Source organism: Sphingomonas alba, assembly GCF_023516555.1.
GTDB lineage: Bacteria > Pseudomonadota > Alphaproteobacteria > Sphingomonadales > Sphingomonadaceae > Sphingomicrobium > Sphingomicrobium album.
On the sequence record NZ_JAMGBD010000001.1, the window covers coordinates 852048 to 877451 of the forward strand.

Annotated in this window: 26 protein-coding genes, 1 tRNA gene and 1 pseudogene; 12 read left to right on the forward strand and 16 right to left on the reverse strand. The window is 62.8% G+C overall.

What is annotated here, in order from left to right:
• Nucleotides 1-8: 8 nt before the first annotated feature.
• The 4 genes from ppk2 to rplK all read right to left on the reverse strand — a co-directional run bounded on the left by ppk2 (nt 9) and on the right by rplK (nt 2694).
• Nucleotides 9-797: a polyphosphate kinase 2 gene (gene ppk2 / locus LZ536_RS04470; protein ID WP_249847103.1), complete on the reverse strand. Its 789-nt coding sequence runs from the start codon at nt 795-797 to the stop codon at nt 9-11.
• 17 nt (nt 798-814) lie between these two features.
• Nucleotides 815-1468, reverse strand: a complete 654-nt coding sequence (locus LZ536_RS04475; protein WP_249847104.1) for a hypothetical protein — start codon at nt 1466-1468, stop codon at nt 815-817.
• Between the two features lie 92 nt (nt 1469-1560).
• Nucleotides 1561-2259, reverse strand: coding sequence for a 50S ribosomal protein L1 (gene rplA, locus LZ536_RS04480; RefSeq protein WP_249847105.1), 699 nt, complete (start codon nt 2257-2259; stop codon nt 1561-1563).
• Nucleotides 2260-2262: 3 nt separating this feature from the next.
• Entirely contained in the window at nt 2263-2694 is a 432-nt protein-coding gene (gene rplK, locus LZ536_RS04485) for a 50S ribosomal protein L11 (RefSeq protein ID WP_249847106.1), read from the reverse strand.
• 536 nt (nt 2695-3230) lie between these two features.
• On the opposite strand from rplK, the gene LZ536_RS04490 reads away from it, so the two are divergent.
• On the forward strand, nt 3231-4103 hold the full coding sequence (locus LZ536_RS04490; protein WP_249847107.1) for an HNH endonuclease: 873 nt from the start codon (nt 3231-3233) through the stop codon (nt 4101-4103).
• Nucleotides 4104-4122: 19 nt separating this feature from the next.
• Nucleotides 4123-5040, forward strand: a complete 918-nt coding sequence (locus LZ536_RS04495) for a DUF5655 domain-containing protein (protein WP_249847108.1) — start codon at nt 4123-4125, stop codon at nt 5038-5040.
• A gap of 163 nt (nt 5041-5203) precedes the next feature.
• Here the strand turns inward: LZ536_RS04495 and nusG are convergent, their stop codons facing one another.
• From nusG to LZ536_RS04520, 5 genes are all read right to left on the reverse strand, one after another.
• A complete protein-coding gene (nusG, locus tag LZ536_RS04500) occupies nt 5204-5743 on the reverse strand; it encodes a transcription termination/antitermination protein NusG (RefSeq protein WP_249847109.1) in 540 nt (179 codons plus the stop codon).
• 76 nt (nt 5744-5819) lie between these two features.
• Nucleotides 5820-6017 carry a preprotein translocase subunit SecE gene (gene secE, locus LZ536_RS04505; protein WP_249847110.1) on the reverse strand — a complete coding sequence of 66 codons (198 nt, stop codon included), beginning with the start codon at nt 6015-6017 and terminating at the stop codon, nt 5820-5822.
• 217 nt (nt 6018-6234) lie between these two features.
• Nucleotides 6235-6310, reverse strand: a tRNA-Trp gene (locus tag LZ536_RS04510).
• Between the two features lie 46 nt (nt 6311-6356).
• The gene (locus tag LZ536_RS04515) at nt 6357-6626 is read right to left on the reverse strand and encodes a hypothetical protein (RefSeq protein ID WP_249847111.1); all 270 of its coding nucleotides are present in this window, start codon (nt 6624-6626) and stop codon (nt 6357-6359) included.
• A gap of 32 nt (nt 6627-6658) precedes the next feature.
• Nucleotides 6659-8425, reverse strand: coding sequence for a fatty acyl-AMP ligase (locus LZ536_RS04520; protein WP_249848555.1), 1767 nt, complete (start codon nt 8423-8425; stop codon nt 6659-6661).
• 132 nt (nt 8426-8557) lie between these two features.
• On the opposite strand from LZ536_RS04520, the gene LZ536_RS04525 reads away from it, so the two are divergent.
• The 4 genes from LZ536_RS04525 to LZ536_RS04540 all read left to right on the forward strand — a co-directional run bounded on the left by LZ536_RS04525 (nt 8558) and on the right by LZ536_RS04540 (nt 11192).
• Nucleotides 8558-9106 (forward strand): regulatory protein RecX, encoded by a 549-nt coding sequence (locus LZ536_RS04525; protein ID WP_249847112.1) that lies wholly within the window; start codon nt 8558-8560, stop codon nt 9104-9106.
• Between the two features lie 56 nt (nt 9107-9162).
• Nucleotides 9163-9807, forward strand: a complete 645-nt coding sequence (locus tag LZ536_RS04530) for a cold-shock protein (protein ID WP_348538808.1) — start codon at nt 9163-9165, stop codon at nt 9805-9807.
• A gap of 101 nt (nt 9808-9908) precedes the next feature.
• Nucleotides 9909-10274, forward strand: a complete 366-nt coding sequence (locus LZ536_RS04535; protein ID WP_249847113.1) for a DUF192 domain-containing protein — start codon at nt 9909-9911, stop codon at nt 10272-10274.
• A gap of 6 nt (nt 10275-10280) precedes the next feature.
• The gene (locus LZ536_RS04540; protein ID WP_249847114.1) at nt 10281-11192 is read left to right on the forward strand and encodes an aldo/keto reductase; all 912 of its coding nucleotides are present in this window, start codon (nt 10281-10283) and stop codon (nt 11190-11192) included.
• Nucleotides 11193-11278: 86 nt separating this feature from the next.
• Here the strand turns inward: LZ536_RS04540 and LZ536_RS04545 are convergent, their stop codons facing one another.
• Together LZ536_RS04545 and LZ536_RS04550 are read right to left on the reverse strand one after the other, a co-directional pair.
• On the reverse strand, nt 11279-12169 hold the full coding sequence (locus LZ536_RS04545; protein WP_249847115.1) for an SDR family NAD(P)-dependent oxidoreductase: 891 nt from the start codon (nt 12167-12169) through the stop codon (nt 11279-11281).
• Nucleotides 12170-12248: 79 nt separating this feature from the next.
• Nucleotides 12249-12929: a TetR/AcrR family transcriptional regulator gene (locus LZ536_RS04550; RefSeq protein WP_249847116.1), complete on the reverse strand. Its 681-nt coding sequence runs from the start codon at nt 12927-12929 to the stop codon at nt 12249-12251.
• Between the two features lie 175 nt (nt 12930-13104).
• On the opposite strand from LZ536_RS04550, the gene LZ536_RS04555 reads away from it, so the two are divergent.
• On the forward strand, nt 13105-14466 hold the full coding sequence (locus tag LZ536_RS04555) for a spinster family MFS transporter (RefSeq protein WP_249847117.1): 1362 nt from the start codon (nt 13105-13107) through the stop codon (nt 14464-14466).
• 1 nt (nt 14467) lies between these two features.
• Nucleotides 14468-16096: a carboxylesterase/lipase family protein gene (locus LZ536_RS04560; protein ID WP_249847118.1), complete on the forward strand. Its 1629-nt coding sequence runs from the start codon at nt 14468-14470 to the stop codon at nt 16094-16096.
• 3 nt (nt 16097-16099) lie between these two features.
• Here LZ536_RS04560 and LZ536_RS04565 read toward each other — a convergent pair whose 3' ends face one another.
• Both LZ536_RS04565 and LZ536_RS04570 read right to left on the reverse strand, forming a co-directional pair.
• Nucleotides 16100-17680, reverse strand: a complete 1581-nt coding sequence (locus LZ536_RS04565) for an AMP-binding protein (protein WP_249847119.1) — start codon at nt 17678-17680, stop codon at nt 16100-16102.
• Between the two features lie 63 nt (nt 17681-17743).
• Nucleotides 17744-20005, reverse strand: a complete 2262-nt coding sequence (locus LZ536_RS04570; protein WP_249847120.1) for a TonB-dependent receptor — start codon at nt 20003-20005, stop codon at nt 17744-17746.
• A gap of 354 nt (nt 20006-20359) precedes the next feature.
• Between LZ536_RS04570 and LZ536_RS04575 the strand changes: the two genes are divergently transcribed.
• The 4 genes and pseudogenes from LZ536_RS04575 to LZ536_RS13105 form a co-directional block, all read left to right on the forward strand.
• Entirely contained in the window at nt 20360-21688 is a 1329-nt protein-coding gene (locus tag LZ536_RS04575; RefSeq protein WP_249847121.1) for a Rieske 2Fe-2S domain-containing protein, read from the forward strand.
• Between the two features lie 11 nt (nt 21689-21699).
• Nucleotides 21700-22518: a class II aldolase/adducin family protein gene (locus LZ536_RS04580; protein WP_249847122.1), complete on the forward strand. Its 819-nt coding sequence runs from the start codon at nt 21700-21702 to the stop codon at nt 22516-22518.
• 63 nt (nt 22519-22581) lie between these two features.
• Nucleotides 22582-22971 carry an NADH:ubiquinone oxidoreductase subunit NDUFA12 gene (locus LZ536_RS04585; RefSeq protein WP_249847123.1) on the forward strand — a complete coding sequence of 130 codons (390 nt, stop codon included), beginning with the start codon at nt 22582-22584 and terminating at the stop codon, nt 22969-22971.
• A 128-nt stretch (nt 22972-23099) separates the two neighbouring features.
• Nucleotides 23100-23333, forward strand: a pseudogene (locus tag LZ536_RS13105) (DUF2155 domain-containing protein); the annotation flags it as partial.
• Between the two features lie 35 nt (nt 23334-23368).
• On the opposite strand, the gene aat reads toward LZ536_RS13105, so the two are convergent.
• Genes aat through LZ536_RS04605 form a run of 3 tightly spaced genes read right to left on the reverse strand, consistent with a single transcriptional unit; the run spans nt 23369 to nt 25386 of the window.
• Nucleotides 23369-24103, reverse strand: coding sequence for a leucyl/phenylalanyl-tRNA--protein transferase (gene aat / locus LZ536_RS04595; protein ID WP_249847124.1), 735 nt, complete (start codon nt 24101-24103; stop codon nt 23369-23371).
• A 9-nt stretch (nt 24104-24112) separates the two neighbouring features.
• Nucleotides 24113-24463, reverse strand: coding sequence for an arsenate reductase (glutaredoxin) (gene arsC / locus LZ536_RS04600; protein ID WP_348538810.1), 351 nt, complete (start codon nt 24461-24463; stop codon nt 24113-24115).
• The gene (locus LZ536_RS04605; protein WP_249847125.1) at nt 24460-25386 is read right to left on the reverse strand and encodes a class I SAM-dependent methyltransferase; all 927 of its coding nucleotides are present in this window, start codon (nt 25384-25386) and stop codon (nt 24460-24462) included. Before LZ536_RS04605 ends, arsC begins: the two co-directional genes overlap by 4 nt.
• Nucleotides 25387-25404: the final 18 nt, after the last annotated feature.

Here is a 25404-nt window from a genome sequence, read left to right on the forward strand (position 1 = left end):
CGTGACAGTCAATCCACCTGCATGTTCGGGATCGGTTTCAGTACGTCGAACTGTTCCTTCAACGGCTTGGTCGCGAGCGGCGGCCAGTCGATGGCGGGATAAGGCAATTGCGTGTCCGGCAAACGGTCCAGGAGGTCGCGGAGCAAAGTCAGGCGGCCGACGTGCTGGTCATTGAAATCGACCAGGGTCCATGGTGCCCACGGCTTGTGCGTGGCTTCCAGCATGCGCTCTCGGGCCTCGGTATAGGCCTGGTAGCGAGTCCGGGAGTCGATATCGACCGGAGACAGCTTCCAGCGGCGGCGCGGATTTTCAAGCCGGGCCTTGAAGCGTTCTTCCTGCTGTTGCTGATCGCAGCAGAGCCAATACTTGTAGATGAGGAACCCATCCTCGACGAGATGCTTCTCGAATTCGGGCACCTGCTGCAGGAACGCTTCTGCCTCTTGCGGGGTGCAATAGCCCATGACCTTCTCGACGCCGGCGCGATTGTACCAGCTGCGGTCAAACAGGGTGATTTCACCCTTCGATGGAAAATGCTGGGTGTAACGCTGGAAGTACCATTGCCCCTGTTCCCGGGGTGATGGCGCCGGTAGCGCGGCGACATGGCACTGGCGGGGGTTGAGGTTGCGGGCGATCATGTCGATCGACCCGCCCTTCCCCGCCGTGTCGCGGCCTTCGAAGATGACGATCAGCCGCTGGCCGGTCTCCGCGATCCACCGCGCGGCGTCGGACAATTCCTTGGTGTGGGGCTCGAGCAACTGCTCATATTCGTGACGGGTGAGAATGCTGTCTCCGCTCATGCCCCTTGCTCCCCCTGTCAGGCGAAAGTGAAGTCCACCGGTTCGTGCATGCCCTTGCCGTCGAACGCCTGGTCCTTGTGCGGTCCGTCCGGATCGACCCAGTGCAGGAATAAGTGCGCCGACCAACGATTGGGATTGGGCGTTGTGCGGCCATGGCGGTGGTCGACGCCGCGATAGGCGACGGCGTCGCCAACCTGCATCGACAGCGACGCGCTGGGCTCCGTTCCGAAATCGCGAGCGATGAGGTCGAGCGAGCCATCCCAGCCTTCAAGCCCCAATTCCAGGGGCCAGGGTTCGTCGTCGCTGTAGCCTAAAGTCAGGGACATGCTGTGCTCGCACGCGGGGCGATCGCGGTGAACCAGGCAAAGGTCGCCATCGCGGTAAAGGCGGAAATAATTGTAGGTCGGGACGAGGCGGCGGCCGGCAACCTGCTCCATCGCCGGCGTCAGGCCCCACAGGAAGGTCTTCATGGGCGCCAGGTCATTCCCGTAGAGCTCATAAACTCGGCGCGTCAGTATGTTCCCATCGAGGTCCTGGGGCAGCGCGGGGACGACGCCATCCGGGAGCTTGCGTTGCTGGATCAGCGAGACGATTGCCTGCGCGACCTCCGCCGGGATGAGCCCGCGGATCAGGGCATAGCCCTGTTGCTGGTAACTGCCTTCGATCTTCATGGCCGCCTCACTGGCACAGCGGAGCCTACAGAAAAAGGGCCAGGCAACCGAAGCTGCCCGACCCTTCCCTTTTTAGCTTCCGAGCCAGTGGCTTAGGCGCCGGCGACCTCGGTGAGGTCGACCTTGACGCCCGGGCCCATCGAGGAGCTGAGCGACAGCTTCTGGACGAACTTGCCCTTGGCGCCCGACGGCTTCGCCTTGACGATGGCGTCGACGAAGGCGTCGAAATTGGCCTTGAGGTCCGCTTCGGTGAAGCTCGCCTTGCCGATACCGGCGTGGATGATGCCGGCCTTTTCGACGCGGAATTCGACCTGGCCCGACTTGGCGTCGGTGACGGCCTTGGTGACGTCCATGGTGACGGTGCCGAGCTTCGGGTTCGGCATCAGGCCCTTGGGACCCAGCACCTTGCCGAGGCGGCCGACGACGCCCATCATGTCCGGCGTCGCGATGACGCGGTCATAATCGAGCTTGCCCGCCTGCATTTCTTCCATCAGGTCCTCGGCGCCCACCTTGTCGGCGCCCGCCTTGGTCGCTTCCTCTGCCTTGGCGCCCTTGGCGAAGACGGCGACACGCACGTCCTTGCCGGTGCCCTTGGGCAGGTTGACGACGCCGCGCACCATCTGGTCCGCGTGGCGCGGATCGACGCCCAGGTTCAACGCGACCTCGACGGTCTCGTCGAACTTGCTGGTCGCAAGGCTTTTGACGAGGCCGATCGCCTCATCGACAGCATAGAACTTCGTGGCGTCGACCTTGCCTTCGGCCGCCTTCTGCTTCTTGGTCAGCTTGGCCATCGTTTAGCCCTCCACAACCTGGAGGCCCATGGCGCGCGCCGAGCCTTCGATAATACGGGTCGCCGCCTCAATCGAGTTGGCGTTCAAATCCTTCATCTTCGCTTCCGCAATCTCGGCGAGCTGCGAGCGGCGGATGGTGCCGGCCGAAACCTTGCCCGGCTCCTTGGAGCCCGACTTCAGCTTGGCAGCCTTCTTGAGAAGGAACGACGCCGGCGGCGTCTTGGTGGCGAAGGAGAACGAACGATCCGCATAGACGGTGATGACCGTCGGGATCGGGGCGCCCTTTTCCAGGTCCTGCGTCGCGGCGTTGAACGCCTTGCAGAATTCCATGATGTTGACGCCGCGCTGGCCAAGCGCCGGGCCGATCGGCGGCGACGGATTGGCGATGCCCGCGGGCACCTGCAGCTTGATATAGCCGGTGATTTTCTTTGCCATGTCTCACTCTGTATTTCGTCTGAAAGTCGTACTTTCAGCCGGTTTCAAGTTTAGCGGTTCAAGCGACCACCCGAAGGTAACCTCCCGCACGACCTGTTCCCCGGCGAAGGCCGGGGTCCAGTTTTCCATGCTTTCGCTTGGAGGCGGCGCCTGTAGCGGAAGACGCCGCGGAGAGCAAATTCGGGCACGAGGGTAACGCTTTCCTACGAAAACGGGGGGTTGTTACCCAAAGTGTTACCTTGTTCATCTTGGCGAGCGCTGCGTTGACCCGGCGCGAAACGGGGGGTTGTCAACTTCGTCAACTTTGCCCGGTGACTCGGCTGGCCGCTCATCCGTGAGGATATGCGCGATCTTGGGGGCTGTAGGACAGAGGTTTCTCGCCCGAGCGCAGGTGAGCGCTTTGCGAAGCAAACGGGAGCCAGCGCGTAGAGAGCGAGAAACCCGGACGGCCTGCGCCGAAGGCGACAGGACCGACGTGACGAATTTACTTCGTGACAGACCTTGTTACTTTGACCTCGCTCGGTTTGGGGGTGTGTATGGCCAAAGGCGTGTTCCTTGTCCGAGCAGACTCAATCTACGATGATCAACCGGAGGTTAGGTACCAATTCCCTCGGCAATATCTCAGTCGTGCGTCCCAATTTGTGGGAGACTGGATCGTCTATTTTGAACCCGTGAAAGCAGGGAAACAAGGATATCACGCCGTCGCGAAGGTCGAGCGCATCGTTCCCGACCCCTCAGCCGAAAGCAGATATCTCGCACTTATTGAGCCCGGATCTTATCTGCCTTTGGAGCAAGCGGTACCCTTCCGCATCAACGGTGAAGTCGTTGAGAGGGGCGTCTTAAATGAGGAATCTCGAATCTCTGGCCGCGCTCAGTCCGCGGTGCGCCCACTATCTGATTCCGATTTCAATCGAATTGTAGCACTCGGCCTTTCCGAAGATGGACTACCCACTGGGACTATAACGGGGGTGGCTGAGGATCAGACTCCGTTCGACGTCCCCAGAGACCGCACGACTCTACTCACGTCTCGTTTGGTTCGAGACAAGGTATTCCGAGCGAAGGTCTTGGAAGCATACGATTCACGATGTGCGCTAACTGGGTTCAAGTTCATCAACGGCGGCGGAAAAGCAGAGGCCCAGGCTGCGCACATCAAGCCAGTCGAGGCAAACGGCCCAGACATCGTCACGAATGGCATCGCACTGTCCGGCACGGTTCACTGGATGTTCGACCGGGGTCTTTTATCGCTAGCGGACGATCTAACGATTCTGTTGTCCAGTCGGATCAACGACGTCGACGGCGCGCGCAAACTGATTAATCCGTCGGGGCGGGCCAGTCCGCCATCAGCTTCGAACTTGCGGCCGCATCCGAAATACTTGGAGTGGCATCGTCAACATTGCTTCAAAGGATGATCAAAGTGGGGCGGTGGCAATGAGCGATCTCAAGCTTTTTCGTGTGAAAGGGAACGGCGTTGCTCAGCTGACAGGCGGAGCAGTCGCACTGGAAAAATCACTCCAATTGACGTTTGAGATGAATCTCGAAGCGCTTCTGGGCGTACGATTCCTAGCATCGGAATATGTGACAGAGGGCGGCCGGATGGACACGCTCGGCATCGATGAAAACGGCACGCCCGTGATTATCGAATACAAGCGATCATCAAACGAGAATGTCATCAACCAGGGCCTGTTTTATCTGAACTGGTTGATGGGCCATCGAAAGGATTTCGAGTGGTCGGTACTTGAGCGCTTCGGTGCCGACGAAGCCAAAAAGGTCGATTGGTCCGGCCCCCGACTGATTTGCATCGCAGGCGATTTCACCAAGTATGATGAGCACGCGGTCAAGCAGATGAACCGTAATATCGACCTAATCCGCTACCGAAAATTCGAGGGTGACCTTTTGCTTCTAGAGCAACTGACGACAACAAGCGCCAGCGCCTCTGGTGGGTCAGTCAGTACCGCATCGGGCATCAGCGCAGCGGGCGCTAAGGGGAAATACAAATCAGTTTCGCAGCAAATTCAGGAGGCACCCCCAGCCCTCAAAGATCAATATGAGTCGCTTGCAAGTTATCTGATGGCCTTGGGAGACGATGTTTCGGTAAAGCCAACGGAATGTTACGTCGCGTTTCGTCGCATCAAGAATTTTGCCTGTGTCGAAATTCGCAACCAGATCAACAAGTTGCTGATTTACGGTAAGGTCAATCCCGACACAGTTCAATTAGAGCCGGGGTTCACCCGCGACGTCCGCAAAATCGGACACTACGGAACCGGAGACCTGGAAATCACGATCGCAAGTGATTTAGATTTTGAAAAGGCGAAGCCCCTTTTGGATCGAGCATACAACGAAGCGTAGCGGACACCCCAAACAGGACTTTCAAAAGAAAAGGGCCGCCGAAGCGGCCCTTGGGGCGGCGTGCGGTCAGCAGGACAGACAGTGACCGCAACTTACTTGGCAGGCTGGCTACCCCGCCAAGCCGCTGAATGGATTCCCGCCTGCGCGGGAATGACGAGTGGAGCTATTTAACTCGCTCGACTTGTTCAAACTCGAGTTCGACAGGGGTCGCTCGACCAAAGATCGAGACGGAAACTTTGACCCTTGCCCGGTCGAAGTCCAGCTCCTCCACGACGCCGTTGAAGCTGGCGAAGGGGCCGTCGAGGACCTTGACCGCGTCGCCGATCTCGTAATCGACCTTGACGCGCTGCTTGGGCGCGGCGGCGGCGGCTTCTTCGCGGGTGGAGAGGATGCGCGCGGCTTCGGCCTCGCTGATCGCCTGCGGCTTGCCGTTGGGGCCGAGGAAGCCCGTCACCTTCGGCGTGTTCTTCACCAAATGGTAGACGTCGTCGTTGAGGTTGAGCTTGGCGAGCACATAGCCCGGGAAGAACTTGCGGTCGGACGTGACCTTCTTGCCTCGGCGGATCTCCGTCACCTTCTCGGTCGGGACCTCGACGGCCTCAACCAGGGCATCGAGGCCCATGCGGGTGGCGTCGGCGAGGATCTGGTCCTTCACCTTGTTCTCGAAGCCGGAATAAGCGTGGATGATGTACCAGCGGGACATTTGCGTATTACCTATTCAAAATCTCAAAACAGGCCCTCACCCCGACCCTCTCCCGATCGCGGGAGAGGGAGGAGCGCTAGCCGAGGAAGGTCAGCAGGAACTGGACGGTGGCGCTGAAGAATGCGTCGACGCCGAAGAAGAAGATCGCGAGCAGCGACGTCATGATCACGACCATGATGCCGGTGGTGATGGTTTCCTTGCGGGTCGGCCAGACGACCTTGGAGGCCTCTGATTTGACCTCACGGAAGAATTGACCGGGGGAGGTTTTCGCCACTGTCTTCGTCGCTTTCGGTTTCCAGATAGAAAAAGGCTCCGCAGGCGCAAGGGCCGGCGGAGCTTGCGGTCACTTAGACCCGATGAGGTGAGTCTTCAAGGGATTGGTGGCCGTCACGGAGTAAATCCGTGACGTCGATCCTGCTCCGCAGGTCGGCCGGCCGTTTGGATCGCTTTGCGACCGGCTCCTAGCTGCCGCTAGTCGCCTTCCTCCGGCCTGGCAGGGGCAGAGGGACTCGAACCCACGACCCTCGGTTTTGGAGACCGATGCTCTACCAACTGAGCTATACCCCTAGGCCGCCGCGCGAGGTAGCGGCGGGAGGTCCGAAGCGCAAGCGCCTCAGGGGCAAAGTCCCGGCGCGGAGGTCATGGTCCAGACCAGCGCCATGGCGGCGACGAATATCGCAACCCAGGCGGGCAAGTCCTTCAAGGCAGTCAGAACCCGGCCAATGGCATCGACCGTCTCGGCTGTAAGCTTCTCGCGCTGCACTTCCCCGCCGGGCTTCGCCGGGGTGAAGATCGCGTGGTAGGTTTCGACGATTGCGACAATGAGCGACAGCCAGAGAAATGCATGGGCCGCGTAGGTGAAGCTAGAGCATAATCCACTCATGACGCCCTCCCTTGGCGATGAGTCAGATTCGGCTAGGCGGCTATATCATAGGGTTGGATTTCACCCGAGAGGTAAAGGTTGCGCGCCTTGGTGCGGCTGAGCTTGCCCGAACTCGTGCGCGGCAGGGTGCGGGGCGGGACGAGCTCCACGACGGGCGTGATGCCGGTGATGGCGCGGACGCGCTCGCGGATGTCGTCGCGCAGGCGGCCGCGCTCTTCCGGATCCGACACGCGGCAGTGGACGAGGACGGCGGGAGTCTCCTCCCCGCTCGGGCCGGTGATGGCGAAAGCGGCGATGTCGCCGGACTTGAAGCCGGGCAGCTGCTCGACCGCCCATTCGATGTCCTGCGGCCAGTGGTTGCGCCCGTTGATGATGATCATGTCCTTGGCGCGGCCGACGATGAAGATGTAGCCGCCCGAGAGGTAGCCCATGTCGCCGGTGTCGAGCCAACCGTCGGCGCTGAGGCAGGCGTTGGTCGATTCCTGATCGCGGAAGTAGCTGTGCATGACGCTGGAGCCGCGGCAGTAGACCTTGCCGATCGAGCGGTCGGGGGAGACGGCGCCGGACGCATCGCGGACCTGGATCTCCATGCCCGCCACGGCCTTGCCGCAATTGACGATGGCGCGGTAGCGGCGCGGGCGCTCCTGGCTTGGCGTGCCGACGCCGGAGAGCTCGCTCTCCTCCACCAGCTCGATGCGGATACCCTGCCCCGGCGGCATGATCGAGACGGCGAGAGTCGCCTCGGCGAGGCCGTAACTGGGGCAGAAGGCGCCCGCCTTGAAGCCGGCGTCGGCGAAGCTGTCGACGAAGGCCTGCATGACGTCCGGGCGGATCATGTCGGCGCCGTTGCCGGCAATCCGCCAGCGGGACAAATCGAAACGGTCGGCGGCGCGGGTCTGCGAGCTCATGCGGCGCGAGCAGATGTCGAAGCCGAAGGTCGGCGAATAGCTGACGGAGGTGCCGGGGTTGCGGCTGATCAGGTCGAGCCAGGCAAGCGGACGGCGAGCGAAATCCTCGGTCTTCAGATAGTCGACGCTGATCTGGTTGGCGATCGGCGAGAGCATGCAGCCGACGAGGCCCATGTCATGATACCAGGGCAACCAGCTGATGACGCGATCGGCCGGGTCGACTTCGATCCCGACGCCGTGGGCGTGGAGGTTGTCGAGCAAGGCGCGATGGGTGACCGCGACGCCATGCGGGAAGCGGGTCGAGCCCGAAGAATATTGGAGATAGGCGATCTCGCCCTCGGTGGACGACGGCAAATCGGCGGAGGATTGATCGAGGCCGTCGAGGCCTTCCCAATTGCGCGACTCGACCTTGCAGATGCGCGCGGCCTCACCGGCGAAATCGGCCAGTTCCTGGGGATAGAGGAAAAGCTGCGGGTCGCTGCTGGTCAGCATGACGCGAAGCTGTTCGACATAGGCCTCGCGGCCGCCGAAGCTGGTCGGCAACGGCAGCGGTACGGGCCAGAGGCCGGCATAGACCGCGCCGAAGAAACAGGCGGCGAAATCCGGGCCGGTCTCGGCGACGAGCGCAAGGCGGTCGCCCTTCTTGAGGCCGAGCGCCATGAAGCGGCGGGCGTGTGCCAGCGCGTCTTCGCGCAGCAAAGCGTAGGGATAGGCCTGGGCCAAAGTGCCGCGGGCATCATGGAAGTTCATGCCGCGCTGGCCGCGGGCGGCGTAATCGAGCGCCTCGCCGAGCGTCGGGAAGTCGGCCACGCGGCGCGGCAAGCTGTCGAGGGTTGGGGTTGCACCCGGAGGGGTCAAATCTTCCTCAAACGACGAATCGCGGTCGATCACACCCAGGTCCTGCACGTTTTTCCCCACGCGAGCTGCTCCTCGCAGCTGTTTTACGAAACTTCGGCTGTGGTCGGCAAATAGGGCAGAAGCATGGCGATTGCAGCCTCTGGGGGTGTTCCCTAGGCATAGGACATGCGCCCGAGAGGCCCGAAAAAGCCCCGTCCGCCACTGGATGAGGGCAAGCTCAACGAGCTGATGATGCACTATGTCGGCAAATTCGCGACCAGCCGGGCAAAGCTTGGAAGCTATTTGTCGCGCAAGGTCAGGGAGCGCGGCTGGGCGGGAAATGGCGAGCCGCCGGTCGAAGCGCTGGTCGCGAAGGCGGCGCGACTGGGCTTCGTCGACGATGCCGCCTTCGCGCTGTCGAAATCGCGATCGCTGACGGCGCGCGGATATGGGGCGCGGCGGGTCGGCCAGGCCCTGCACGCGGCGGGGATCGAGGAAAGCGACGGCGAAGCGGCGCGGGACCATGCGCGTGAGGAAGCGGTCGCAGCGGCGCTGCATTTCGCGAAACGGCGGCGCATCGGGCCCTATGCCAGTGAAAACCCCGAACCGGCACAAAAGGAGAAGGCGCTGGCGGCCATGGTCCGCGCCGGTCACGACTTCAGGCTGGCGAAGAGTATCCTTAGCCTGGCGCCGGGGGCGGAAATCGACGCCGAAAGCCTTCAGGATTTTGCCTGATTAAATGTCTTCTTAATATTGTTTAATGCCGGGCTTCCACGTGGTAAGAGTTGGAAGTGCGTCAAACGAGTGCCGAAGCGACGCCTATCGCGACCGAAGCGCCGAAGGGTGAAGAGCCCGTTGGCACCGCCGTTGATTCTGCGAGCGAGCCTGTGACCGTCGAAATCCTTCCAGACGAAGACGCGTTCCCCAACGGGATCCACGTCGAGGGCCGAATCAAATGGTTCGACGCGACGCGCGGCTTCGGCTTCCTGGTCAGCGACCAGGTCGAGGGCGACGTTCTCATCCATTTCTCCGTCCTGCGCGACCATGGCCGGCGCAGCCTGCCTGAGGGCGCGCTGGTCGAATGCATCGCCGAGCAGCAGGATCGCGGGCTGCAGGCGCGCAAAATCCTGTCTATCGACCTTTCGAAGGTCTTGCCGGGCGCGGCCCGGCCCGCCATGCCTTCCGCCGACCGGGCCGATCGCAAGGCACTTGCCGATAACGCCGGGGAGTTCGAGCCGGTGGAGGTCAAGTGGTTCAATCGCGTCAAGGGCTACGGGTTCATCAATCGCGTCGCGGACCCGGACAGCGATATCTTCGTCCATATGGAGACAGTGCGCAGCGCCGGGATCAACGACTTGCAGCCGGGCGACCGGATGGAAGCCCGGATCGCGGAGGGCAAGAAGGGCCTGACCGCCGTCGAGCTTCGCCACGTCTGATCGCCGGCGCGCTCGCGCTTGCGTTCCTCATCCCCCTCGCCGCCTGCCACCCCAAGCCAGGCAGTGAACCGCTGGAGCAATCCGCAGCAGGGCTCGACCAGGTGCCTCTGACGATCACCACCGCCGCGGGCCAGGCCCACCATTTCGTCGTGGAAGTCGCGCGGACGCCCGAGGAGCATGCCAACGGCCTGATGCACCGCCAGTCGATGCCGGCCGACCATGGCATGATCTTCCCCTATCAGCCGGCGCAGACGGTCGCCTTCTGGATGAAGGACACGCTCATCCCCCTCGACATGATCTTCGTCTCGCCGGGCGGCAAAATCCTCAGGATCGAGCAGAATGTCGTGCCGCTGTCGCTGGAGCCGGTCGGCTCAGGGGACATCGTCGAGGCCGTGCTGGAGATCAACGGAGGCCGTTCCGACGAACTGGGCATCAAGGCCGGGGATATGGTGGCCTGGAAGCGATAGCGCGGCATGCTGGGCCGGGACGATATCGAGCGGATCTGGTTCGGTTGCGGCAATTTCGGCGGCATCGGGTCTTCGCCGAGCCTGCGCGACGCCGGCGACAGTGACACCCAGGCGCTGCAATTGCTCGACCATGCCCGGCGGCTTGGCATTCGCCGGTTCGACACGGCCAACACTTATGGCGGCGGCGCGAGCGAGACCGTCCTTGGCGAATGGCTGAGGGCGCAGGGCCCGGCATTCGTCCAAGGTGCACAGATCGCCACAAAGGTCGGCAATCCGCACGGCGCTTCTGCCGGCGAGAGTCCGTTATGCCGCGCGCAGATCGCACATCACCTTGACCAATCCCTGCGCCGGCTGGGGGTCGAGCGGATCGACCTTTATTACATTCACGAATTCGACCGGGTTACGCCGCTGGACGAGACGCTCGGCGCGATGGAGCGCGCAGCGGAGGCCGGCAAGATCGACCGCTTCGGCATTTCGAACGCGACGCTGGCCGACGCGCAGGCGGTCCGGAAGCTAGCCGGCAGCAACCTCGGCGGGCGCTTCGAATATTTGCAGAATGAGTTCAACCTGCTCAGCCGAAGCGACGCGGAGGATTTCATCCCCTACTGCGCCGAAACCGGCCTTCGCTACACCGCCTTCAGCCCGCTCGCCGGTGGCTTCCTGACGGGTAAGTATCGACCCGGTGATGAGGCGCCATCCGGCAGCCGGTTTGCCCACGCGCCGGAATTTGGTGCCGCCTATGCGACCGAGGAGAGTTTCGCCGCGATCGAGCGGCTACGCCAGCAGGCCGAGGCCGGAGGCCAGACCGTTGCCGAAGCCGCAATTCGCTTCGTCCTCGATACGCCGGGCGTCGACGGCCTGATCATCGCCCCGCGCCGCATCGAGCATTTCGAGGGCTTGGGATTAGAGGCGGGCTAGCGTCCGATTTGGGTGGAAAGCGGACGCTAGCGCTCTAGAGGCAGGAACAATCGAAAGCCGACACGCGCCACTGATCCCGGTACATCCTAACCAAGGACTGCGAATTGCTTGCCGGCGCTTGCGCTCGCCACCTCCCGCTCGGCCTGCGTGAAACCATAGTCCGGAACGATTTCGCCCGACCGGTCTGAAACCGCGTCCCAGCTGCGGATCAATTCCTCGCCAGCATCCTCGCCGGCACCGATGAACATGCCATCGGTCAATGTGATGTGAGATCGGGCAAAGTGCCCGGCTCCGGCGCAGACAATGGCCCTGGTCGGGGCGTCGGCTCCCGCCAACAGCAGCAGCGCAGGGCTGACGAGCTCCGGTGCAAGCGCGGCCAGCTGGTCGGTTCCAAGAATGTCCTGCGTCATGCCGGTCGCGGCGGTGGGCGCCAGGCAGTTTACGCGAATATTGTATTTCGAACCTTCGATGGCGAGCGTCTGCATCAGCCCCACGAGCGCCATCTTGGCCGCGCCGTAATTGGCTTGCCCGAAATTGCCGAACAGGCCCGACGACGACGTCGTCATGACGATGCGCCCATAGTTCTGCTCGCGCATCAGTTCCCAAACGGCCTTTGTGCAGATGGCCGATCCGATGAGATGGACATCGACCACCAGGCGGAACTCATCGATCGACATCTTGGTGAAGCTGCGGTCGCGAAGAATGCCTGCATTGTTGACGAGAATGTCGATGCGACCCCATTCGCGCACCGCGTCTTCGACCATGCGCTCGACTGCCGCCTCGTTAGTCACCGAAGCGACGCTGCCGATCGCCTCGCCGCCGGCAGCCCGGATCGCTTCGACTGTCGCCTCGATGCTCTCCGGTGAAAGGTCGTTGACCACAACCTTCGCGCCTTTACGGGCGAGATATTCCGCATGGGCGCGGCCGAGCCCGCCGCCGGCCCCTGTGACGATCGCGACATTGTCTTTGAGATTCACCGACTGCTCCTGCGAATTTCAGGGGAGGCTAGAGGCAATGACATTCACTATCAAGATAGTGAGCGAAGCTTCCGGGCAATCAGGCCTTGGGCGTGCAGATGGCGCGAATGCCGGCGGCCATGAACGTCGTCATGCGCTCCTTGACCGCCTGGAAATCGTCGGAGTGGCAAAGGCCGCCTGAAAGCTTATCGATGCGCCCCGTCCGCGCCAGCGTGAGCATCAGGGCCCCGGTCACGAAATGATATGCCCAGAAAATGTCCTTCGGCTCGGCCTCCGGGACCGCCTTTTTCAACAGGTCGATGAGCCGCAGGACGACCGGATCGAAATGGTTATCCATCATGTCCGCGCCCCATTCCGGGGTGTTCGCGACCTGGGCGGTTAGGGATGCATAATTTTTCCAGCCCTCGCCCCCACTGATGTACGTATCGAGATCTGTGTCCAGGAAGGCGTGAAGCGCGCCTTCGACCGTCAGCTTGCCGCCGCAGCTTCGTTCATATTCTTCCATCGCCTTCATGCGGCGATCGATGGTCACGACCGCACGCCGCGCGAACACCGCATCGAACAATGCGCGCTTGTCGGAGAAATAGTAGTTGAGAAGGGTGTGGTGGACGCCGACCAGCTTGGCCACGTCCTTCAGCGTCACACCATAGAGACCGTGCTTCGAAAAAAGATACTCGGCCGCGTTGAGGATCTGCTCGGTCATTTCCGCCCGCTGCCGGGCTTTGACGGAGCGACCTTGGTTTACCTTGCCTTCCTTCATGCCGATGACTCTTCCCCCCCAGTTCGGTGCGCGTCAAGCCGCCCCGCGCCTGTCGCAACAATATTCACGCACGTGATAGTGTCCATTGACTCGGCTTTGCGATTGCACTCTAAACTCGTGCCGCGTTCGAAGTCCGGGAGAGGCTCTTGATCGTCTTTGTTTTCGCGGTCGAGGCATGTTCCCGCCACCCGATCGTTCGTTCATGCAGCGCTGGTCGCAAGCCTTGACCGGGGTCGCCGCCGCAGGGGCCCACAACCCGCCGTCGCGCCGCACGCAGACCGTGATGCTCGTCACATTGACGTTCGTCTATGTTCTCAATTTCCTCGATCGCCAGCTGCTCGGCATTCTTGCCAAGCCGATCCAGGACAGCTTGCATATCACCGACGGGCAGCTGGGCCTTATCGGCGGACTCTATTTCGCCTTCTTCTATTGCTTCATCGCCATTCCGGTTGGCTGGTTCGCGGACCGCACTAACCGCGTGAATGTCCTGTCTTTGGCCTGCGCGATATGGAGCGCGGCAACCGCCGCCTGCGGCATGTCGGCGAACTACACGCAGCTGGTCATCGCCCGAATGACCGTGGGCTTTGGCGAAGCCGGCGGCGTTCCTCCATCCTATGCCTTGATCACGGATACCTTTCCGCCCGGCGAACGCGGCACCGCTCTGGGAATCTACAATCTTGGTCCCCCGATCGGCGCCGCGATCGGCATTGCGTTCGGCGCGAGCATCGCTGCGGCGTTCGACTGGCGCGATGCGTTCATCACGATCGGCGTCATCGGCATCGTTGCCGCGGTTGTCGTAAAGCTTACCATTCGTGAGCCCGAGCGCGGGGCCCTCGATCGCCTGCATTCGGGCGAAGGTCAGGGCGCGGCTCCCGCCAAGGCTCCATTCATCGCGACGATCACCGCATTCTTCCGCAACCCCGTCCTGCTGCTTGCATCCCTCGGCAGCGGAGCGACGCAGTTCGTCACTTACGGCTTAGGCAATTTCGCGGTCCTTTTCCTGATGCGGGAAAAGGGGATGACCCTGAACGACGTCGCCATCTGGTATGCTCTGGTCGTCGCCATGGGCATGAGTGGCGGCATGCTCGTGTCGGGACGCATCATCGACCGTTTCACCCGGCAATCGCGTGCGGCTTACGCAGTGGCTCCGGCGATTTCGCTCGCCGCGGCAATGCCCTTTTATCTGCTGTTCGTCTGGGCACCAGACTGGCGGCTGGCACTGGTCTTCCTGACCGTCGCCATGTTCCTCAACTATTTCTATCTCTCCTCGTCGATCGCCCTCGTTCAGGAGGAAGTTCGTCCGGAAGAGCGCGTCCTGAGCGGCGCCTTGCTGCTGCTGGTCATGAACTTCATCGGGCTAGGGCTCGGCCCGACCTATGTCGGCGCGGCGAGCGATTACTTTGCGGCGCAGGGCCACGAAAATTCGCTGCAGATCTCGCTCTACACGATGACCCCCTTCTACCTCGTCGCCATCTTCTTTTTCGTCCTCCTCGCCCGGCGGCTGAAAGCCGAGCCGCGCTTCGCAAAGGCAAAATGACATGCGCCCATGGCTCGTTTTGACTGCTGCGATTTTGTTGGCTTCCAACCCAGCCCAAGCCGCCCCATCGATCGCCAAGGCGCCCGCCGGCACCGTGCAGGGCAGCGAGAGCGCTGGCATGCGCACCTTCTTCGGCATTCCTTACGCCGAGCCGCCGGTCGGCAATTTGCGCTGGCGGCCTCCCGTGCCGCTGGCGAAATGGGACGGCGTGCGGCCGGCAACCGAACTCGGCAAGGCTTGCTTCCAGCCCACGAGCAAATTGGCAACCGTCTACAATCCGGCCAGCCCCCCGCCGATGAGCGAGGACTGCCTGACCTTGAATGTGTGGGCTCCCGCAAAAGCGAAAAAGGCGCCGGTCCTTGTCTGGATCCACGGCGGCGCTTTGCAAACCGGCTTCAGCGGCGAAGGAACCTATAACGGGGGCAAGCTCGCTGATCGCGGCCTCGTGGTTGTCTCCATCAACTATCGCCTCGGTGTGCTAGGCTGGCTCGCCCATCCGGAACTGAGCGCTGAAAGCAAGGACGGCATTTCCGGCAACTACGGCCTGCTCGACCAGATTCTCGCGCTCCGCTGGGTCCATGACAATATCGCCGCGTTCGGTGGCGACCCGTCGAACGTCACGATCATGGGAGAGTCGGCGGGCGCGCTCAGCGTCATGTTCCTCATGCAGTCGCCGCCCGCCCAAGGGCTGTTCCACAAAGCGATCGCGCAAAGCGCCTACATGATCACGATGCCCGACCTGAAGCGCGACACGTTCGGCCAGCCGTCGGGCGAGTCCGTCGGGACCTATGTCCAGCAGCATCTCGGTGCGAGCGGGATCGCGGCGATGCGCGCGATGGAACCGAAAGCGCTGCTCGAGGCTGCCGCCAAGCTTAACTATTCCCCCTGGGCATCGGTCGACGGAAAGATATTGCCGGACCAGACCGTCAATACGTTCGACCAGAAGAAGCAGTCACGCATTCCGATGCTGGCCGGCTTCAACCAGGGCGAAATTCGTTCGCTGACGATCTTGCTGCCGACGGCCCCGGCAACCGCCGCGGATTATGAAAAGGAAATTCGCGCGCGATACGGCGATCTCGCCGATGCCTTTTTGAAACTCTATCCCGCGACAGATTACCGCGAGAGCATGCTCGCAGCGACGCGCGACAGCCTCTACGGCTGGACTGCGGAACGGCTGGTGCGCGACCAGGCGGCGCTGGGACAACGCGCTTATCTCTATTTGTTCGACCACGGCTACCCGGCAATGGACAAGGCCGGCCTTCACGCCTTTCACGCCAGCGAACTGCCATACATGTTCGGTACATTCGACAAGCTCGGGCCGAACTGGCCGAAGATTCCGGCCACGGCGACCGAGCAGAGCATGTCGGAAGCAATGCTCGATTATTGGGCGAGCTTCGCTGCGACCGGCAAACCGACCGCGAAGAACCAGCCCGCTTGGCCCGCCTATGGAGCCACCCGCAGCTTCATGCACTTCGCTAGCACGCCGCAACCCGCAAGCGAGCTGATGCCCGGCATGTTCAAGCTCAATGAGGAAGTCATGTGCCGCCGCCGGGCCCAGGGCAACCAGCCGTGGAACTGGAACGTCGGCATTGCTTCGCCGTCCATGCCACCCAAGGCAGCCGGTTGCTGATCGTTACTGCGTAACTGCCTGGGCGGTGAGCTGTCCGGCGGCGAAGTCGGCGCGCAACTGGCGCTTGTCGATCTTGCCGGACGCTGAAAGCGGAATCTGCTCGACCTGCACGACGTCCGAAGGCAGCCACCAGTCGGGAACCTTGCCCCTGAGCAGGCCGACCGGATCGATTGCCGCTAAATCTTCTTCGCATTCAACGACCATTACCGGCCGCTCGCCCCATTTGGCATCGTCGCGGGCGATGACGGCGACGTGCCGCACTCGCGGATGCATGCCAACGATCGCCTCGATCTCGGTCGGATTGATCCACTCGCCGCCGGATTTGATCAGGTCCTTCGAACGGCCGCAGATGGTGACGAACCCCGCCTCGTCGATCATCGCCAGGTCGCCGGTGTCGAAATAGCCTTCCTTGTCGAGTGCGGGCTGCTCGGCGCCGTAATAGCGATCGACCACGCTGTGGCCCTTGACCTTCAGATGGCCCTGCACGCCCCTTTGCTTCGGCAAGGTCGCTCCGGTGGCGTCGGTGAGCTTGAGGTTCAGGCCCATCGCGGGCCTGCCCGACCCGCGCGGCAAACCCGCTATGCGTCCCGGCGGCGCCATCGTCCCGATCGGCGACAGCTCGGTCATTCCCCAGCTGGTCTGGATCTCGGCGCCAAGCACTTGCTCGAGCCGGCGCAGCAAGGAATCCGGGCAGCTCGACCCGCCGATCAGCACGCGCTTGAGCGATGGCAATTGGTCGCCTGTCTGCTGAACGTGATCGGCAAGTCCGAGCCAGACCGACTGGACGCCGACGGCAATAGTCACGGACTCCTCACGGATCAGCCTGGCAAGACTGGCGCCGTCCAGATCGCGCCCCGGCAGCACCAAGGTCGATCCGACTGCCGGCGCTGCGAAGGGAAGGCCCCAGCCATTGGCGTGGAACATCGGTACCGCCAGGAGCAGGACATCGTCCGCGGTCAACGCCACTACATCAGCCTGCAACGCCCTCAACGTGTGCAGATAGTTGGAGCGATGCGTGTAGAGGACGCCCTTCGGCTTGTCCGTCGTGCCCGACGTGTAGCAGAGGCCCGCCGGCGCGTTTTCGTCGAACTCTCCCCAGGCGACCTTGCGGCCGCGTTCCCGCAATAGTGTTTCGAACTGCACCGCGCCCGTTCCGGCATCGGCCTTGCCATCAAGGATGATGACATGTTCGATGCTTCGGCATTGCGGCAGCAGCTGTGCGGCCAACGGCGCCAGGTCCGCTGAAACCGCCAACGCCCGGCCCTCTGCCTCGTTCACGATGGCGACTAGGTGGTCGACCGAGAAGCGCGGGTTGAGCGTATGGCAGACGATGCCGGCGCCCATCGCGGCGAAATAGATTTCGAAATGGTGCGGCGTGTTCCAGGCCAGCGTCGCCAGCCTGTCTCCCGCTTCGAGGTCCAGGGACTCCAGCGCGCCGGACATCCGGTTGCTGCGATCGTAGACGTCGGCGTAACTGGTCCGCGCCTGTACGGCACCGCCGCTTGCCCCGACAATCGTCTTGTCACCGAACCACCGAGCCGCATGTTCGAGGAACTTGTCTACGGTCAGGCCATAAGACTGCATGAAAACCGCCCGCCGGTCCGAGGAAAAGGTCGCCGGCCTCCAGGTCGGAGGCCGGCACGAGGCTTAGAACTGCTTGTTGACCTTGATTCCGTACTGGCGCGGAGCACCGGCGAAATCGAGGTTGCTGTTGAGAGCCGCCACGTAATGCTGGTCGGTCAGGTTGGTGCCATAAGCAGTCACCGTCCAGCTGCCGTGGTTCCAAGCGATCTCCGCGTTGACGATCTTCCGGGCCTCCAAGAGGTCGCCAAGGTCCTTACGCTGGAACAACGTTGCCCACTGCGATCCGATATGCCCGTAGTTTATCGTCGGGGTCAGCGTGTCGCTCTGGCCAAGCGGGATTTCGTACGAGGCCGACGCGTTGAACGTGAAGTTCGGTGCGTAGGTTTGCCGGCGTCCGGAGAGATCGATGCAGGTCGAGCTTTCCGGACCGTTCTGGGGATCGCAACCGACTACGGTTACCGTGCGCGGATCGACCGCATAGAACTCGCCCAGTTCGCTGTGCAGGATGTTGAACCCGGCGCTGAGTGACAGGCGATCGAGATGGGCGCTTATTTCCGCTTCGGCGCCGTAGATCTTGGTGGTGTCCGGCACGTTCACTTCGACTGCCGCGATCGGGAATTGCGGGTAGCCGATGCCGACCTGGAAATCCTTGTAGTTGTTGTAGAATCCGTTGACAGTCGCACGGATTTTGCCGTCGGCGAACTGGCCCTTCCAACCTGCCTCGAACGACTGCACCTTTTCTGAATCGAACGGTGCAGCAGTTATTCCGTAGATGGACGGAAGCGGCACGTTCAGGCCGCCCGGCCGGAATCCCGTCGCGACGAAGGCGTAAAGGAAATGGTTCGGATTGATGTCCCAGCCGAGCGAGACCTTGTAGGAGAAGTTCTTGAACCTCTCGCTTTCATCGTCGACCACCGGGAGCGTATAGAACAGGACGTCGACGTCGTTCTCGGTCCGGCTCCAGGTATAGCGGCCGCCAACCTCGAGTTTCAGATTAGGCGTGATCTTGTACCCGACCTCGCCGAACAGCGCGAGCGAGCGCGTCTGGTTAATGCCCTGGAGCAGGTATTTGCACGCTCCGATATCGAACGGATAGCAAACGTTCCAGCCCAGCTTGTACGGCTTCTTGAAATCATATTTGTTCCACACGCCGAACGCGCCCGCCAGCCAGGTGAACCGCTGGTCGTCCGGCGAGATGACGTTGAATTCCTGCGAGATCTGGCGCTCGTCGACGTCGTCAAAAAACGTCCAGTTCCTTGCTAGCCCCCCCGGATCGAGCGGGTGCGGTGCATCCGAAGCGGTCCCGTCCAGGTCCGCCTTGTACATGATGTTGCCCTTCGCAAAGGCCGAGACGGAGCGGAGGCGGATACCGCTGCTCGTCTCATATTCCGCGCGCAGCACTTCGCGGAAGAACTTGTCCCGGGCAGCCTGCGGGGCGTTCAGGTGCAGGTCAAACAGGTCGGTGTGGCCGGGGTTGGGAGTGCTGCTGCCATAAGGCAGGTTCTCGAACCGGTTCGTGTAAACGTCGGCGGGATAAGCCCCCATGTTGAGGTAATCGATGTCGGTCTTCGACACGATCGTCAGCGCGTCCGTAGGCCTGAACAGCAGGCTGAGCCGGCCCGCATAGAGGTGCTGGTCACCCTTGTTGAAATTATAGTCGCTGCCGAACGGGCCGGTGATGTCGTAGAAGCTGTTGCGGTGCTCGGTGAACAGAGCGACGCGCGCCGCGAAGCTGTCGCTGATCGGCACATTGACCGCGGCCTGCATGCCGAGGTCGTGGTAGTTGCCGAGGCTGGCCTGGGCGTACCCGCCGAAATGTCCGATGACCGGGTCCTTCGTGTTCACGAAGACGGCGCCGCCGGTCGAGTTCTGGCCGACGACGGTGCCCTGGGGTCCGCGCAGGATCTGGATGTTGTCGACGTCGAAATAGGGTTCCTGCGTGAAATAGCCGGGGAAGCTCGGCGCACCGTCGCGATAGGTGATGACGCCGGTCGTGGTCTGCGTGTTGTGCTCGGCCTTGCCGATGCCGCGGATGTTGAAATCGTTGCCCTGGCCGAAATTGTTGACCGTCATGCTCGGCGCGGCGAACTGCAGCTGGTCGACGTTGGCCACACCCTTGCGAGTGAGCTCGTCGCCCGACAGCACTGAGCCCGAGACAGCCGTGCGCATCAAATTCTCACGGCGGCGCTGAGCAGTGACGATGAGGGTCTCGCCTTGGTCGTCGTTTGCGCCGGCTTCAGTATCTTGAACCGCTGCGGTCTCTGTACCCGATTGCGCCATGGCTTGGGCACTGATGCTGAGTGCCACGACCGAAACTGCTGACATCAAGCAAAGCTTTTTCATCGCTGATCCCCTCTCCCACACGCTCTCCGGCGTTATGGATGGAGACTGCCGCAAATTGGGGCGCTCGACAATATTAATTCTCACATGAGTGAATGAATGAACGGGAGCGTGACCTTGAAGCCGCAGCCATGCATTCCGCCCAGGTTTCGGCCGGCTGGAAAGAGGAATGACGTTCTGTTCAGCCTTCGGCGCTAATGTCCGCAATGGGTCGAAAACGGACGCTAGGCTACACGCCTCCGCGAAACCCAAGAGGTAAAGCAAGCGGCGGACACGCCCTGCGAAGGGCCCGATTGAGGGATTTCGCCATCTGTGCAACATATGTTGCGGGGGGCGTCTTTGGACGAAGCGGGGAACCTGTATCTTACGAACGTGAACGCGGGCAGCCCGATGGGCGGCCTGCTGCGGTCGTACTGGATTCCGCTATGTTATTCGGAAGAGTTGTCCGAACCGGACGGGACGCCGGTCCGGGTGCGGCTGCTCGGCGAGAGCCTGGTGGCGTTTCGGGACACTGAAGGCCGGGTCGGGCTGCTCGACCACAATTGCCCGCACCGTGGCGCTTCGTTTTTCTATGGCCGCAATGAGGAAGGCGGGCTGCGCTGCGTCTATCACGGCTGGAAATTCGACGTTGAGGGCAAGTGCCTCGACATGCCGAACGAGCCCGGCGAATGCCCGCTGCAACGCAAGGTCCGAGCCACTTCATATCCGTGCCGCGAAGCCAATGGGATCGTCTGGACCTACATGGGCGAAAGGAGCGGCGCAGACCTGCCGCCCTTGCCGGCGATGGGCTGGGCCGCTGCACCGATCGAGCGCAAATCGACGCTGAGGTACATCCGCAACTGCAATTGGGTGCAGGCGATGGAGGGCGATTTCGACTCCTCGCATCTGGGGTTCCTGCACAGCCGGCTGGAAGCGAATGCGCCGGCGATCGGCGATGCGCTGCGGCCGATCATCACGGCGGACCGGCGGCCGCTGCTCGAGGTCGAGGATACGGCGGTCGGTGTCATGTACGGCGCCGGGCGCGGCACCGCGGGGACCGAGCGTTACTGGCGCGTCACCCAGTTCCAATTGCCCTTCTACACGAGCGTCCCATGCTATGGCGGGCTGAACCGGCTGAAGATCTGGGTGCCGATGGACAATGAGCACGTCATGATCTGGGAGGCGAACTGGAGCCAGGAACGCGACCTGACTGCGGAGGAAAGGCTGGGCCACAAGGGCCGCGTGGGGCCGTCGGGTTTCCTGCCGGACACGGACGGCTGGTACGGTCGCGGCAATTTCGCGGCCCGGGCGGAGAATGACTATCTCCTCGATCGCCAGCGGCAGAAGACCCACAATTTCACCGGTATGGAGGACGAAACACCGATCCAGGACGCGGCCATGCAGGAGAGCATGGGCGCCATCGTCGACCGGACGAAGGAGCATCTGTCGGCATCCGACGCGGCGATCATCCGTATGCGGCGGAGGCTGATGCAGGCGGCGGAGGCACTGGAGATGAAGTCGGTAACGCCGCCCGGCATCGACGAACCCGAGCTCTACAACTGCCACGGCGACCAGATGCTGGTGCAGGAAGGGGGTTGCTGGAAAAGTAGTTACGCCGCGCTGATGGCCCAACACTATCCCCCCGAGCCGGTTTTGCGGCTACCAGTCGGTCAGTCGCCGGCCCGTTGAGGGAGTTCGCCATGCTGCCAAGCCGATTGATGATGGTCCTGGGTGCCTTGTTGCTGCTAGCCGCGGCCCCCGCGCCTGCCCAGAGCCTGCCGGGCGTCGCTGCCGCCGCAACCCGGCTGGGAGTCGATCCGCGGGTGATCGAGGACCTGGTCGTCGCCAACCGCATCCTTGCGCATGAAGGCGTGCTCGACGCCTATGGCCATGTCAGCATCCGGCACCCGACCAGGCCGAACCATTATTTGATCGCGCGCTCGGTCGCCGCCGAGTTCGTCACGCCCGATGACATCGTCGAGTTCGACCTCGACTCCAACCTGGTCACTCCAGGAGAATCGAAGGAGTTCATCGAACGCTTCATCCATGGCGAGATCTACAAGGCCCGGCCCGACTTGGACGCGGTCATCCACAGCCATTCGGCCTCCGTTATCCCGTTTTCCGTCAGCACCGTGCCGCTGCGTCCGGTCTTTCACATGGCGGCCTTCCTTGCGAGCGGCGTGCCGGTCTGGGATTCGGGATCCGCCGGCGATCCAGATGCGCAGGGCATCCTCGTCCGTAACCCTGCGCTTGGCGCCTCGCTGGCAACGACACTGGGCAAAGGCGTCGCCGTCCTGCTCCGCGGCCATGGCGCGGTGGTCGTATCGCGAGAGTTGAGGGTCGCAGTCCGCAACGCCATCTGGCTTGAAGCCAATGCCCGGGCGCAGCTGGCGGCGATCCAGCTTGGCGGGCAGATCAAATATATCTCGGCCGACGAAGCGCGGGCCATGCTGGCTTTGCGGGGCGACCCCGAACGGGCCTGGGATTATTGGAAACGGCGGGCACTCGGGCCGAAATAGGCGACGCTCCGCCCTCTCCTCGCTTGCACTTGGGCACGCGACGGGGCAGAGGCTCTTCGCATTATGGGATGGTTGGCAAACGCCTTTACCTGGTGGAACGGAGCCTCGTGGGGCACCAGCATCACGACGCGCCGTCACGGCCGTGAAGTCGGCCGCGACGAGGCCGGCAACGTCTATTTCCAGCACAAGGACAATCCGGCGCGGCGCTGGGTCATCTATGCCGGCAATAATGACGGCAGTGTCGTCCCGCCGGGCTGGCAGTCCTGGCTCCGCGGCACCATCGACGATCTGCCCGAAAAGGGCCTGCCCACGAGGCGGACCTGGGAAAAGGCGCCAATCGCCAATCTGACCGGCAGCGGCGAAGCCTGGGTTCCTTCGGGGTCGTTGCGCGGGCTTGGTGAGCGGCCGGCCACGACGGGCGATTACAGCGCCTGGACACCCGACGAGGCGTGAAGAAAGCGACGCTCTTGCTGGCGGCCGCGCTGCTGGCCGGCTGCAATCGCGGCCCGGACGAGCCGCCCGAGGGCAATGCCGTCACCATCGCCATCCCGAAATCCGCGAACCAGCCGGGCGTGACACCCATGGCCGACCGTGTCGCGGTGATCGGCCTGCTCAACAAGCGCAACGGCATCGTCAAGGACCTGACGTTGAAGCCGGGGCAGGCGATCCGGGTGAAGGACGTCGTCGTCCGCCTGCGCGCCTGCGAGACGACGGCGCCGTGGGAAGTGCAGAAGCTGACCGGCGCCTTCATCCAGCTTGACGTCCAGCGGACGGACAAGAACTGGAACCGGGTGTTCTCAGGCTGGCTTTACAAGGAAAGCCCGTCGCTCAACGTCGTCGAGCATCCGGTCTATGACGTCTGGCCCAAGAGCTGCGCGATGAGTTTTCCGGCAGGGCCTGCGGCGCCTGCCGCGCCCGCTTCTTCAAGCAAGCCATCGAGCGCGGTGAAATCCGGCGGGGGCAATGTGACCGAGCCGGCCACCGAAGCACCGCCGACGTCGACGCCTGCGGCTCCTGCGCCGGCGCCCAACGCCACGGACAGCAACTCGACATAGGCTTCGCGGGCCACCGTCACCGCGCCCAATGAGGCAAGGTGGCTGGTCATGAACTGGCAATCGAGCAGAGTGAAATGGCCGACGCGCATGCGGGCGATGAGCCACGCCAGCGCAACCTTGGAGGCATCCGTCGCCCGGCTGAACATGGATTCGCCGAAGAGTGCGCGGCCAAGGCGCACGCCGTAGAGCCCGCCGACTAGGTCATCTCCCTGCCAGCATTCGATCGAATGGGCGTGGCCGGCGGCGTGGAGGCCGAGCGTCGCGCGCTCGATATCGGCGTTGATCCAGGTCTCGTCCCGCTTGGCGCAGGCGTGGATAACCTGCGCGAAGGCCCGGTCGCGGGTGACGGTAAACGTGCCCCGGCGGATGACCTTTAGTAGTGAATGCGAGGCATGGAAGCGGTCGAGCGGGATGATCGCCCGGTTGCGGGGCTCGACCCAGAAAATGTCGTGCGCATCGCGGCTGTCAGCCATCGGGAAGATGCCGGCAGCATAGCCGCGAAGGAGAAGCCGAGGGTCGAGGCCGGACATGAGCCGAGCTTACAGGATGTCGCGAACCTTGTCCTGTGGACGGGCAAGGACGACGCCTTTGTCGGTCGCGACCAGCGGCCGGTTGATGAGGATCGGATGCTCCATCATGGCGTCGAGCACTTCGTCGTCGGTGACGTCGTCGCGGGTGAGGCCAAGCTCTTCCGCCAGCGGTTCCTTGGCACGAAGGCCGTCGCGCGGAGTGATGCCGGCGCGCTCGTAAAGCGCCTTCAGCTCCTCGCGGCTGGGCGGCGTCTTCATATATTCGATGACTTCCGGATCGGCGCCTTCTTCGCGGAGGATGTCGAGCGTCTTGCGCGACGTGCCGCACATCGGGTTATGGTAGATCACTGCCTTCATCATCTCACCTTATGCGCGAGGACAAGCGGGCTGCCGACAAAGGCCTCCTGCGGGAAATCTTCGGTCGCCCAGACCGGCTCCAGCCCGAAACGCTCCAACCCCTTGATGGAGCCGCGGAAATAGTCGCGGGTGAGCGCATTGAGGCGACGCACGCCCTTCAGGTTTGCATCGCGGAACGGCTCCAGCATCAGGACATAGCCACGCGACACACGGGCGATCTCGGCCAGCGCCTGATCGCGGATGAGTTCCAGCTGTTCGGCGGCGAGGACGGTGAAAACGAGGTCGAATTCACCGTCCCCAAAGGGCAGTTTCGCGGCATTGCCCTGCTGGAACGCGATGCGCTTGAACGCCTTGGGATCGGTAAATTCGAGAGGAATGTAGTCCGCCAGGTGCCGGGGCAGCGACTCCCCGGCCTGGACCTTCTTCGCCGCCTCGATGTCGGCACGGGTCACGTCGATTCCAGTGAACGCAATCTCGGGAAAATGACCAGCAAGCGAAAGCAGGTTGATGCCGTTGCCGCACTCGACTTCCAGCACCTTTGCAGGCCGCAGGCGGTCGATCACGGCGGCGAGCAAGGGGGCGCGCAGGCGCGCGGCGGCCGTGGCGTCGAGCGCCAGCTTACGATTGTTCCATTTCCAGGCGCCCGGCTGTTGCGGTCCGCCGGCGAGATCGAAATTGCCCGGGTCCGCGATCGCGGCGCGGCGATCGCCCCGCGACGGCAGTTTTTCATCGGGCCGGAGACCGAGGATGCGCCGGATCATCCGGGTCAGCGCGCGGCGACGACGGCGCGCGAAGTCGCTTTTCCACGCTTTGTCGCCGGCCCGACCGTCGAGCAGGAAAGGCAGATAGGCTTCCTCGATCGCATCATGATCGATCATCAGCGGAAGCTGCTCGAGCGGCGTCAGCGGGAACGGTTCCTGAGCCATCAACCCTGCCCCCCTCTT